Annotated in this window: 10 protein-coding genes; 6 read left to right on the top strand and 4 right to left on the bottom strand. The window is 72.1% G+C overall.

Annotated elements, in window-relative coordinates; all coding sequences use genetic code 11:
• Positions 1 to 2 precede the first annotated feature (2 nt).
• Entirely contained in the window at positions 3 to 1,004 is a 1,002-nt protein-coding gene (paaA, locus tag FM125_RS05715) for a 1,2-phenylacetyl-CoA epoxidase subunit PaaA (RefSeq protein ID WP_087133934.1), read from the bottom strand.
• Positions 1,005 to 1,277: 273 nt separating this feature from the next.
• Here paaA and FM125_RS05710 point away from each other — a divergent pair, with 273 nt between their 5' ends.
• Positions 1,278 to 1,679, top strand: a complete 402-nt coding sequence (locus FM125_RS05710; RefSeq protein ID WP_143745242.1) for a hypothetical protein — start codon at positions 1,278 to 1,280, stop codon at positions 1,677 to 1,679.
• Entirely contained in the window at positions 1,676 to 3,421 is a 1,746-nt protein-coding gene (locus FM125_RS11970) for a hypothetical protein (RefSeq protein ID WP_087133932.1), read from the top strand. The genes FM125_RS05710 and FM125_RS11970 overlap by 4 nt, the downstream gene beginning before the upstream one ends.
• A 10-nt stretch (positions 3,422 to 3,431) precedes the next feature.
• On the opposite strand, the gene FM125_RS05700 is transcribed toward FM125_RS11970, so the two are convergent.
• Both FM125_RS05700 and FM125_RS05695 read right to left on the bottom strand, forming a co-directional pair.
• A complete protein-coding gene (locus FM125_RS05700) occupies positions 3,432 to 3,848 on the bottom strand; it encodes a phage holin family protein (RefSeq protein ID WP_087133931.1) in 417 nt (138 codons plus the stop codon).
• Positions 3,849 to 3,966: 118 nt separating this feature from the next.
• Positions 3,967 to 5,868 (bottom strand): FAD-binding monooxygenase, encoded by a 1,902-nt coding sequence (locus tag FM125_RS05695; RefSeq protein WP_087133930.1) that lies wholly within the window; start codon positions 5,866 to 5,868, stop codon positions 3,967 to 3,969.
• A gap of 165 nt (positions 5,869 to 6,033) precedes the next feature.
• Between FM125_RS05695 and FM125_RS05690 the strand changes: the two genes are divergently transcribed.
• From FM125_RS05690 to FM125_RS05675, 4 genes are all read left to right on the top strand, one after another.
• The gene (locus tag FM125_RS05690; RefSeq protein WP_087133929.1) at positions 6,034 to 6,810 is read left to right on the top strand and encodes an IclR family transcriptional regulator; all 777 of its coding nucleotides are present in this window, start codon (positions 6,034 to 6,036) and stop codon (positions 6,808 to 6,810) included.
• Between the two features lie 188 nt (positions 6,811 to 6,998).
• The gene (locus FM125_RS05685; protein WP_087133928.1) at positions 6,999 to 8,132 is read left to right on the top strand and encodes a histidinol-phosphate transaminase; all 1,134 of its coding nucleotides are present in this window, start codon (positions 6,999 to 7,001) and stop codon (positions 8,130 to 8,132) included.
• Between the two features lie 3 nt (positions 8,133 to 8,135).
• Positions 8,136 to 8,480, top strand: coding sequence for a Rieske 2Fe-2S domain-containing protein (locus FM125_RS05680; protein WP_067192300.1), 345 nt, complete (start codon positions 8,136 to 8,138; stop codon positions 8,478 to 8,480).
• A 263-nt stretch (positions 8,481 to 8,743) separates the two neighbouring features.
• A complete protein-coding gene (locus tag FM125_RS05675; RefSeq protein WP_087133927.1) occupies positions 8,744 to 10,033 on the top strand; it encodes a glycerophosphodiester phosphodiesterase family protein in 1,290 nt (429 codons plus the stop codon).
• 110 nt (positions 10,034 to 10,143) lie between these two features.
• Here the strand turns inward: FM125_RS05675 and FM125_RS05670 are convergent.
• Positions 10,144 to 11,518: protein adenylyltransferase SelO family protein (locus FM125_RS05670; protein WP_143745240.1), on the bottom strand; the 1,375-nt coding region annotated here is incomplete at its 5' end.

Here is an 11,518-nt window from a genome sequence, read left to right as displayed (position 1 = left end):
GGTCAGGCTCCGATCAGCTGGGTCTTGGCCGGCTGGTTCTGCTCGGCCTGGCGGCGGGCGTAGGCGGCGGCGGCCTCACGGACCCAGGCGCCGTCCTCATGGGCCTGGACACGGCGGGCCATGCGCTGGACGTTCATGGGGCCTCCGCCCTTGATGACGGACATGAACTCGTCCCAGTCGAGCTCGCCGAAGTCGTAGTGGCCGCGCTCCTCGTTCCACTTCAGGTCCGGGTCCGGCAGGGTCAGGCCGAGGGCCTCGGCCTGGGGGACGATCATGTCCACGAAGCGCTGGCGCAGCTCGTCGTTGGAGAAGCGCTTGACCTTCCAGGCCATGGACTGCTTGGAGTTCGGAGAGTCCTCGTCCGGCGGGCCGAACATCTGCAGGGCCGGGCCGTAGAAGCGGTTCACGGCGTCCTGGGCCATCTGCTTCTGCTCCGGGGTGCCGTGGGAGAGGGAGTAGAGGATCTCCCAGCCCTGGCGCTGGTGGAAGGACTCCTCCTTGCAGATCCGGACCATCGCGCGGCCGTACGGGCCGTAGGAGGCGCGGCAGAGCGGCACCTGGTTGCAGATGGCGGCGCCGTCCACGAGCCAGCCGATGGCGCCCATGTCCGCCCAGGTGCGGGCCGGGTAGTTGAAGATCGAGGAGTACTTCGCGCGGCCGGAGAGCAGCTGCGCGTTCAGCTCGTCCCGCGGGGTGCCGAGGGTCTCGGCGGCGGAGTACAGGTACAGGCCGTGGCCGGCCTCGTCCTGCACCTTGGCCATGAGGATGGCCTTGCGCTTCAGGGACGGGGCGCGGGTGATCCAGTTGGCCTCCGGCTGCATGCCGATGATCTCGGAGTGCGCGTGCTGGGAGACCTGGCGGGTCAGGGACTTGCGGTAGGCCTGCGGCATCCAGTCGCGGGGCTCGATGCGGGAGTCCTCGGCGATCAGACGATCGAAGTTCTCCTGACCGGCGGCGTCTTCCTCGGACGCGACGGCGGCCAGAGTGGTGGTGTTCTCTGCCATGGGGTGTCACCTCATTGCTTGCGGCGTGTTCTCGCGGGCGGCGTCGGTCTGCGTCGCCTGCGCGGAAGCGGGCGCGGACAATTACTGACCGTTCGTTCAGGATAGGTCAGGGTGCGGGGGTGGTCAATATGTCCGCGCCGCCCGGTTCCGGCGTCTGCCGCACACGGACTGCGGGCCGTCCCCTCCTCCACAGGCGCCCGGTCCCCGGGCCCTGTCCACAGTTCCCGACGACGGCCGCGCACCCGGGTGCCCGCCTCGCCTAGCGTCCGGGGCATGGTGACGAACGTGATGACATGCGCGGCGGCGCAGACCGGTGTGCTCGGCTGGCTGGCGGGGGAGACCGGCGGGGTGAACGCGCGCCGGCGGTCCGCGGCGGCGGCGGTCGAGCAGCTCGAATGGGTCCTCGGGCGGCTCCGTGCGCAGCGGTCGGACTGGGAGGACTGCCTGCGGCACCTGTCCTGGGCCGAGGACGTCCGCTGGGTCTCGGACGCCGCGCGCGGCTATCTGCGCCAGGTCGCGGACATGAAGGCCCGCGGGAGCAGGGTGCTGGACCTGGTCGCGGAGGCGGAGGCCTCTCTGTCCGCGGCCGTGGAGCAGGCCCGTGCCGCCGAGGCGGAGGCGATTGCCGAACAAGAGACTCTGGAGTGGGCGGGGAAGGCGGTGGCGTGCGGATGAGCAGGCAGACGGATCGGACCGGCATCCGGCGGGTCTCCGGCGGTCCGACCTCGATCATGGCGGACCTGGACGACCTCGAGCATGCCTGCCTCGGCCTGGAACGGCTGGAGCCGACCCTGACGGCCCTGCGCATACCGGTGCGCCAGTGGGCGGAGGAGCTCCCGGCGCACGCCGAGGCGGCCCCGGCGGTCCTGGACGTGACCGTGCGGCTGCAGGACCTGGAGGTCAACGCGGTCCAGGTGCAGGAGATCGCACGGACGGCGGCCACCTCGGTGCGGATGTCCGTGGACCGCTACCGGGCCGCCGAACGCGGGGCGCGGCATGCGGTGGAGCGTGTCCAGCTCTCCGCGGGGGAGGCCGTGGGCCACGTCTGGTCCGAGGGGCAGAACGGGTTCACGGTGGACGAGGCGGAGCTGCTGGTGCGCAACGCTCTGAACTCCGTGACCCAGGGCGCCCTGGCCAAGGGGTTCACGGCGGGCATGTTCGCCGGGGCGATGAGGGTCCCCGGGATTGCCCGACACCGCGATGTCCTCGACTCCCGCGCCGCCGCCCGCACAGCGAAGGCGGGAAGCGCGACGGGGACGGACCCGCGCTCGGCCACACAGAGGGCGACGGCGAAGGGCCGCACGCTGGGGGCCAGGTCCACGCTGGCCGACCCCGCCGGGACGCTGGCCGGCTGGATCATGGACGGCCCTGTGGGGGACGTCTACGACGAGGTGGTCAACTGGGAGAACTTCTCGGAGGCCGGCCTCCGGCATCTGGCGCAGCAGCCGGTGGAGGTCGTCGGAGCCGTCGAGGCCGTCGAGGACGGTCCCGAAGCATTGGACGGCGGAGTCTCGGCCGTCATGGGGCTGCAGGAGCAGGTGTCCGGCGCCGGTCCGGGACGGGTCATGGTCACCCGGATCAGGGCTGCGGACGGCCGAGACACCTACGTCGTCACGCTGCCGGGGACCCAGAGCCAGGACCTCGAGGCCGAGCATGCGCTGGGGGAGGACGGGACCCGCTATGAGAACTTCACCGGGCTGGGCGGCATCGCCGACGCCGTGGGCAGGAACTCGCAGCGGACCGGGGACGCCGTGGCCGCGGCCCTGGCGGCCGCCGGCGTGCCGGACGGCGCCCGAGTGCTGCCCGCCGGGCACTCCCAGGGGGGACTGCACGCGGTGAACCTGCTGTCCCACGAGGCGCTCGCGTCCCGGTACGAGATGGCCGGCGCCTACACGTACGGGTCTCCGACGGCGAACCTGCCGACACCGGAGGGGACGCCCGTGCTGCACCTGGAGGACGAGCATGACCTCACCGCGGCCCTGGACGGCGGACCGAACCCCGCCACCGTGGACCGGGCGACGGTGACCTTGGCCTCGACGCCGTCGGTGACCACGGAGGAGTTCCAGGAGTACATCGAGTACCTCCGTGTCCTCGACGAGGACTACGACCTCTCCGAGGTCCCGGAGAACTACGAGGCGATGAAGCGCCTGCCCGCGCACCTGGCGGACGTCCCCGAGCGATTGATGGAGCACCACGGCATCGACTCGTACCGCGGGCTGGTCGAGGCCCAGGAGGCGCGGGGGGCCGAGGCGTGGGGCGAGGCGGCCCCCACGGTGGCCGCGCTGGGTCTGCTCACCGGCGGGAGGGTGCTCTCCCAGAAGACGGTGCCGCTGGGGCGGCGGCGGCCGGAGCCGTGGGAGCGGCAGCCGCCGCCGGCGCATCCACGGGCCCGGCTGAAGCGGCTCGGCGGCCGGTGACGGACGCGGCTCAGCGCCGCTCGGGCGCGATGCGGTTCGTGATGGAGGACATCACCAGGGAGACCAGGGACACGATCACCGCGGCGAACACGGCGGTGAAGAAGAAGCGGTCGATGTGCAGCTGCATCGGCAGGAAGGAGGACAGCCAGGAGGTGAGCGCGAGCATGGCGGCGTTGATGATCACCGTGAACAGACCGAGCGTCAGGCAGGTGATGGGCAGGGAGAGGAACGCCACGATCGGGCGGATCACCGCGTTCACGGCGCCGAACAGCAGGCCGAGCAGGGCGTAGGCGACCACGGTGTTCGCTGTCTGGTCGTCGAACAGGTGCAGGGAGGAGGACACGGTCACGTCCATGCCGGGCAGCAGCCAGACGGCGGACCAGAGCGCGATGGCGTTGACGGCGAGGCTGAGGAGGAATCGGGTCATGGAACCACTCTCGCAGGTCCGGCTGGACCCGGGGTGAGAACAGGCGGCGGCGCCGCCACCTGCAGCAGGTGACGGCGCCGCCGTCGGGACGGGGCCGTCAGGGCCCCGATGCACCGGATCAGTTCTGGTCCAGGAGCACGCCCTCGAAGAACTCGTTGGCCTGCTCCGGAGCGTCCAGCGGCAGGACCGCGGCCACGTAGTGGTCCGGGCGGACGATCACCACGGCGCCGTCGCGGGAGATGCCGCGGACGTCGAAGATGTCCGGGCCGTGCGAGGGCAGGCAGGTGGCGAAGACGTTGTTCAGGTCGTACAGGCCCAGACAGCCCGAGGTCGGCTTGAACAGGGCCGGCACGTCCGGGTGGGCGAACTCGGTCTGCTTCTGCTGGTAGACCACCTTGATGTCGAACACGGTGTCCTGCGGGGCGCCGGCCGGGGTGCAGCGGTTGCGGAAGGACGCCGGGTCCTGCTCGATCGCCGTGGCCCAGGCGGCGGCCTTCGAGTCCTCGGCGTTCGGCATGGCGGCGTCGGCGAAGACGTACACGCGCCAGCGGCCGTCGGCCTTGTGCAGGTGACCCAGGTGCTTGGTGTTGGTGTCGCAGGAGCGCTCGACCAGCTCGGAGCGGAAGCGCTTGCCGATCGGGTAGCCGGTGGCCAGCTCCTGGTTCCCGCTGCGGGTCAGCATGGACGGCTGGTACTCGGTCATGAAGCCGGCCGGGAACTCGGCGGTCTTGGTGTAGAACTCCGCCACCTCGTTCGGGTCGCCGAGCTCGTCGATCGGCTTCGCCATGAGGGTGGACCACTCCTTGTCGAAGTCGATCAGGTTCTTGGCGATGTCCTTGCGCTCGTCCGAGTAGGTGCCCACGAGCTCCTTCGGGGCCTGGCCGGAGAGGACCTGGCCGAGCTTCCAGGCGAGGTTCCAGCCGTCCTGCATGGACACGTTCATGCCCTGGCCGGCCTTCGCGGAGTGGGTGTGGCAGGCGTCGCCGAGCAGGAACACGGTCGGCTCGCCCACCCGCTCGCGGTTGTCGAAGCCGGAGGTCAGGCGGTGGCCGACCTCGTAGATCGAGTTCCAGGCCACGTCCTTCACGTCCAGGGTGTAGGGGTGCAGGATCGCCTGGGCGCGCTTGATGACCTCCTCGAGCGGGGTCCTGCGGATGGTGCCGTTGTCCCCCTCCGGCACCACGCCGAGGTCCACGTAGAGGCGGAACAGGTGGCCTCCCTCGCGGGGGATCAGCAGGATGGAGCCGTTCTTGGAGTGGATGGCGCACTTGGTGCGGATGTCCGGGAAGTCGGTGACGGCCAGGGTGTCCATGACGCCCCAGGCGTGGTTGGCGGCGTCGCCGGAGAGGGAGTGGCCGATCGCCTTGCGCACGCCCGAGCGGGCCCCGTCCGCGCCGACCACGTACTTGCAGCGGACCTGGCGGGTCGGGCCGTCGGCGACCTCGTTGCCCTCGCCGTCGCCGGTGCGGCGCAGGGTCACGGTCACCGGGTAGTCGCCTTCGCCGGAGTCGTCCAGGGCCTCGAAGGCCCAGCCGAAGTCCGGCTCCATGCGGGTGGGGGCGTTCCTCATGTACTCGGCGTAGTAGTCCAGGATGCGGGCCTGGTTCACGATCAGGTGCGGGAACTCGGACACGCCCTCCGGGTCGTCCTCGGCCAGGGAGGTGCGGACGATGTTCTCCGGGTTCTCCGGATCCGGGTTCCAGAAGGCCATGTACGTCAGGTCGAAGGCCTCGTCGATGATCTCGTTGGCGAAGCCGAACGCCTGGAAGGTCTCCACGGAGCGGGCCTGGATGCCGTCGGCCTGCCCGATCTTCAGGCGGTGGGGGCGGCGGTCGATGATGCGGGTGGTGACGTCCGGGAACATCGCCAGCTGGGCGGCGGCGATCATGCCGGCCGGGCCTGCGCCCACGATCAGCACGTCCATCTCGTCCGGCAGCTCGGCCGGGCGGTCGAGGCCGACGCCGGCGGCCGCGTACTGGCGGGGGTTCGTGGAGACATAGCCGTTGTGGTGGAAGAGCATCCTTGGTCCTTTCGCGCGGGCCCGGGGGAGCGGGGCGCCTCGGGAGGTGGTCGCGGCGGCTGTGTTCGCATATGGAACACGCTGTTCTCATAGAGAACGAACTGTGTCAGACTGTACGACAGGCGTGAGCCACTTCACAAGGGTTTCTCCGGAAAGGAGCCGTCCATGACACCGCCGCGCAGCACCACGCCGACGGCCGCCCCCTCCGGCGCCCGCGGCGCCTCCTCGTCCGCCTCCTCGCAGACGCTGGACCGCGGCATCCGCGTGCTCGAGGTGGTCACGGGCTCGGCGCAGCCGCCGACCATCGCGGAGGTCGCCGCCGCGCTCGGTGTGCACCGCTCGATCGTCTACCGGATCCTCCGGACCCTCGAGGACCGCCGTCTGGTCCGCCGCGACGCCGCCGGGCGGGTCCACGGCGCTCCCGGCCTGGCCGTGCTCGCCCGCGGCGTGGAGCAGGACCTGCAGGCCGCCGCCCTGCCGGAGCTGTCCGCGATCTCCCAGGACCTGGGCATGAGCGCCTTCGTGGTGGTGTGGGACGGCCAGGACTGCACGACCCTCGTCACCGTCGAGCCTGCCCAGGGCAACCTCGTCACCCAGCGCCCCGGCACCCGGCACCCGCTCGGCCGCGGCGGCCCCGGCCTGGCGATCGCCGCCTCCCTGGAGCCCGAACAGCTCGCCGCCGCCGCGGACGCCGGCATCATCGAGGACCCGGAGCGTCCCGAGGTCGCCGCCGCACGCGAGCGCGGCCATGCCACGAGCCGCGGCGAGGTCATCCCCGGCGTCTTCTCCGTGGCGGTCCCGCTGCGCGTGCCCGGGCAGCTGCCCGCGGCCGTGGCGGTCGTCTACGCGGACCGGGCCGAGGACACCGAAGCCATCGGGCGGCGCCTGATTGCCGGCGCCGAGACCATCGCCGCGGCGCTGGGCGCCGCGCCCGCACACTGACGCCGCGCCCGCGCACTGACGCGGAGCCCACCGCACTGAGGTGCCGGAGCCGATGCGGGGTGGGGAGCCCGCCGCGACGCCGCAGCGCGGAGACGAACTGACACCGCAGACCCGCCCGCGCTGACGGAATGCGCACCATCGGCAACTCCGGCAAGACAGGCCAGTGCCGTCGTCGTAGTCTTCTGACCATGACTGAGACCCCGAAGCCGAGCACGACCGTCGTCCACCCCAACCCGGTGATCGACCTGCTTCCGCCCTACGCCGCCGGCAAGCCCCCGGCCGCCGTCGAGGGCCTGACGCCGTACAAGCTGTCCTCCAATGAGAACCCGTACGCCCCGGTCCCGTCCGTGCTGGACACCGTCACCGCGCTGGTGGCCGGCGCCGAGGGCGAGGCCAGCGCACTGTGCCGCTACCCGGACCCGCTGTCCACCGCGCTGCGCACCCGCCTGGCCGAGCACCACGGCGTCCCGGCCGACGACATCGTCACCGGCGGCGGCTCCCTGGGAGCCCTGACCCAGATCATCACCGCCTACGCGGGCCCGCACGACGACGGCCACCGCGACGAGGTCCTCTTCGCCTGGCGCTCCTTCGAGGCGTATCCGATCGTGGTGCGCTCCGCCGGGGCGAAGGACGTGCAGGTCCCGCTCACCGCGGACCACCGCCACGACCTGCCGGCCATGCTGGACGCGATCACCGAGAACACCCGTGTGATCATCCTCTGCACCCCGAACAACCCGACCGGACCGGTGCTCACCACCGCCGAGGTCGAGGACTTCCTGGCCAAGGTGCCCGAGCACATCCTCGTGGTCATCGACGAGGCCTACGTGGAGTTCGTCCGCCACGACGACGCCGTGCAGGGCATCGAGATGTACCGCAAGCACCGGAACGTGGCCGTGCTGCGCACCTTCTCCAAGGCCCACGGCCTGGCCAACCTCCGCGTGGGCTACTCGATCGCCCACCCGGAGATCACCCGCCACCTGCGGGTCGTCGCCACCCCGTTCGCGGTGTCCACCGTGGCCGAGCAGGCCGCCATCGCCTCCCTGGACGCCCTGGACGAGGTCACCGAACGCGTCCAGAAGGTGGTGGACGAGCGCGAGCGTGTGGTCGCCGCCCTCACCGAGGCCGGCTGGGACATCCCGGAGACCCACGCCAACTTCGTCTGGCTGCCGCTCGGAGAGCAGGCCGTGGACTTCGCCGCCCGGGCGGGCGAGCAGGCGCTGTCCGTCCGCGCCTTCGCCGGCGAGGGTGTGCGCGTGTCCATCGGCGAGGTCGAGGCGAACGACCGGTTCATCTCCCTCGCCCGCGACTACCGGAAGGGCTGAGCCATGGCAGGGAACGAGATCCACGTCGGCGCCGCCGCGGACATCGCCGTCGGTGAGGCCACGGTCCTGCCCATGGGCGCGACCGGCCACTGGGACGACATCGCCGTGTTCCACACCGAGGACGGCGGCTTCCACGCCATCGACGACTCCTGCACCCACGGGGACATCTCCCTGGCCGAGGGCGAGCTCGAGGGCCTTGAGATCGAATGCTGGCTCCACGGCTCCCGGTTCTGCCTCACCGACGGTAAGCCGCAGTGCCTGCCCGCCACCGAACCGGTCGGGGTGCACCGGGTGGAGGTCCGCGACGGCGAGGTCTACCTGACGATCGTCGACCGCAAGCAGGGCTGAGGCCGGAGGGCCGGCGGGCGGCCGCCGGTGACGGACCGTCGATGTGCCGTCGACCGGGTGCTGCGCCGGGTGATGCGCTGGGCGGGCCCCTCGGCGTCTCCCGCTCTTCACGCGCAGGTCACCTGCGGTGAAGCGTCTGTCCACCGTGGCGGCAGATGCCGGTCACCGGCCGGTGCGAGCGTGGGCGGCGGCACGGGGCCGCCCCGTGCCGGGTGAGTGCGGATCCGTCCAGGCTCACCCTGTCCCGAGGCAAGGAGCCGAGCATGTCCGCGCACCGCGAGACCACGTCCCGCACCCGCCGCCGCGCCACCGGAGCGCTGGCCGCCGCCGCCATCACCGGAACGCTGCTGTCCCCGGCCGCGCAGGCCGCGGTAGAGCACGTCCCCGGCGCACCGGAGCCTCATGGGCGCGCCGGCGCCGTCTCGGCACAGACCGTCGGCTCCTCCGCGCCCGAGGTGATCGGCCACCGCGGCGCCGCGGGCGTGGCACCGGAGAACACGGTGGCGGCCTTCCGTGAGGCGGTCCGCTCCGGGGCCGGCTTCTTCGAGATCGACGTGCAGCTCTCGGCCGACGGCGTCCCGTTCCTCTTCCACGACTCCACGCCCGCGCGCACGACGAACGTCGCCGAGGTGTTCCCCGGCCGCGAAGACGACCCGATCACCAGCTTCACCTGGGACGAGCTCCAGCAGCTCGAGGTCGGCTCCGCCTACGCCGAGCGCTACCGGGGCGAGCGGATCCCCCACCTGGACGACGCCGCCCGAGCCGCCACCCCGCGCACCGGCGTGTTCATCGAGATCAAGAGCCCGCAGGACTCGCCCGGCGTCGAGGCCGTCGTCGCCGAGTCGCTCGCCTCCGTGCCCGAGTGGCAGCGCCTCGTGGCCCGGGGCAAGGTGGAGGTCATCGGCTTCGACGCCGAATCCAATCGTCGCTTCGCAGCCCTGGCACCGCAGATCCCGCTGCAGCAGCTCGCCGGCACCGTCCCGGACGCCGCCGCCCTGGACGCGGTGGCCGAGTATGCGGACGGCTTCAGCACGAACTACCGCAACCTGGACGCGGACGGGGTGCGGCGCATCCATGACGCCGGCCTGGAGGCGGCCGTCTACACCGTGAACTCCGTGGAGGCCTACGACCAGGTCGCGGCGCTCGGCGTGGACCGGGTGACCGGCGACTTCCCGCGCGAGCTCGTCCGCCATGCGAAGGGGATCAAGCCGTTCCCGCAGGCGCAGGGCGTGCGGATCCTCGACTCCGTCAACGACGTCCCCGGGCCGGACCTGCAGCCGGAGACCGGCGAGCACGTGGTGCTGGTCAACGACGGCCCGGCGCCGGTGGACGTCTCCGGCTACCTCCTTCGAGACGCCGCCTACAACGTGCTGACCGTCGGCGAGGGCTACATCCTGGAGCCGGGCCAGACCCTGCGGGTGTACACCGGCCCCGGCACCGACTCCGAGGACGCCTACTACAACCAGGGCACCTCGAACGTGCTGAACAACGGCGGCGACTCCGTCGGCCTGTTCACCCCCACGGGTCGTCTGCTGGACACCTTCGCGAACTGACCCGCCGCACCGAAGGGCCCGCCTGCTCCATCCGGAGCGGGCGGGCCCTTCGGTGTGCTCGGGGCGGAGGAGGACGCAGCGGCGCGGGGCGGTCGCCTCCGGCTCTCGGCTCAGGTCCCGCAGTACGTCACATACCTTCCCGACGACGGCGCGGCCGGTTCCGCGTATCGCTCCCGTCCGTCCCGGGGCGAGAAGGGCCTGCGCACCTGGGACAGCAGATCCTCGAAGGGCGTCAGGTCACCGGCCTCCGCGGCGGCCAGGGCCTCCTCGACGAGATGGTTGCGGGCGATGACCACCGGGTTCGTGCGACGCAGCAGTGCAGCGTCCGGACCGTGGGCGAGCCAGTCCGCACCCCAGTCCTGCAGCGGGCCCGGGAGCAGCGTGGCATCTGCTGACTCGGCGACGTCCGCCAGCGATGCCCAGAAGGACGTCCAGTCCACGCGGTGCTCGGCCAGCAGCGCGAACAGCGGATCGGTGAGGGTGGTGACGTCGGGCGCGGCGGCGGCCGTCTCGGTGGAGGCGGAGGCGTTCGGCGAGGTGTCCTCGGCAGGTGCGGGGCCGTCGTCGGGAACAGGCTCTGCGGGGAGGCCGAGCTTGGCGGCCAGGCCCCGCCGCCAGGCGGCGGTGTGGTGCGCGCGGAACTCGTCCAGAACACGCTCGGCGGCGGCCACGGCACGCTGCTGGTCCGGGTCGATCAGCGGCAGCAGTGCCTCGGCCAGGCGGGCGAGGTTCCAGCGGGCGATCGCCGGCTGGCTCCCGTAGGCGTAGCGGCCGGCATGGTCGATCGAGGAGAAGACCGTGTCCGGGTCGAAGGCCTCCATGAAGGCGCAGGGGCCGAAGTCGATCGCCTCGCCGGACAGCGTCATGTTGTCCGTGTTCATCACGCCGTGCACGAAGCCCAGCAGCATCCACTGCGCCACCAGCTCGGCCTGGGCGCGGGCGACGGCGCGCAGCAGGTCCAGGGCCGGCACATCCGTGCGCGGGGCGTGAGGGTGGTGGCGGTCCAGGGCGTGCTGCACCAGGCGGGTCAGGAGGGTCTCCGGGTGGAGGCCGTCCGCGCGTTCCGGGGAGCCGGCGGCCTCGTGCTGGGCGGCCAGGGCCGCCGCGTACTGGACGGTGCCCACGCGCAGGTGGGAGGCGGCCGTGCGGGCCAGCACCGCGCCGGGCAGGGGACGATCCCGCTGCACCTGACCGCCCGTGGCCACCACGGCGAGGGCCCGCGAGGTGGGCACACCGAGTGCGTGCAGGCAGGCCGAGACGAGCACCTCGCGCAGCATCGGGCCGAGGGCGGCCAGGCCGTCCGAGCCGGGGCGGGAGAACGGGGTGCGGCCCGAGCCCTTCAGGTGCAGGTCCGTCAGGGACGGGAGGGCGTCCGGGGACTCGACGGTTTCCCGAACGGAAGTGTCCGGGGACTCGACGGTTTCGCGAACGGAAGCGTCCGGAGACTCGACGGTTTCCCGAACGAAAGCGCTGGGGGTGGCGGGG

Origin of the sequence: Micrococcus lylae, from assembly GCF_900163825.1 — a bacterium.
GTDB classification, from domain to species: Bacteria; Actinomycetota; Actinomycetes; order Actinomycetales; family Micrococcaceae; genus Micrococcus; species Micrococcus lylae.
This window is presented reverse-complemented; position numbering and strand designations above follow the sequence as displayed.

Excerpts from the sequence above, each read along its gene's own strand:
- FM125_RS05690 (WP_087133929.1), top strand. The coding sequence starts at position 6,034 with ATGACACCGCCGCGCAGCACCACGCCGACGGCCGCCCCCTCCGGCGCC.
- paaA (WP_087133934.1), bottom strand. The coding sequence starts at position 1,004 with ATGGCAGAGAACACCACCACTCTGGCCGCCGTCGCGTCCGAGGAAGAC.
- FM125_RS05700 (WP_087133931.1), bottom strand. The coding sequence starts at position 3,848 with ATGACCCGATTCCTCCTCAGCCTCGCCGTCAACGCCATCGCGCTCTGG.
- FM125_RS05675 (WP_087133927.1), top strand. The coding sequence starts at position 8,744 with ATGTCCGCGCACCGCGAGACCACGTCCCGCACCCGCCGCCGCGCCACC.
- FM125_RS05710 (WP_143745242.1), top strand. The coding sequence starts at position 1,278 with ATGGTGACGAACGTGATGACATGCGCGGCGGCGCAGACCGGTGTGCTC.
- FM125_RS05685 (WP_087133928.1), top strand. The coding sequence starts at position 6,999 with ATGACTGAGACCCCGAAGCCGAGCACGACCGTCGTCCACCCCAACCCG.
- FM125_RS05680 (WP_067192300.1), top strand. The coding sequence starts at position 8,136 with ATGGCAGGGAACGAGATCCACGTCGGCGCCGCCGCGGACATCGCCGTC.
- FM125_RS05695 (WP_087133930.1), bottom strand. The coding sequence starts at position 5,868 with ATGCTCTTCCACCACAACGGCTATGTCTCCACGAACCCCCGCCAGTAC.
- FM125_RS11970 (WP_087133932.1), top strand. The coding sequence starts at position 1,676 with ATGAGCAGGCAGACGGATCGGACCGGCATCCGGCGGGTCTCCGGCGGT.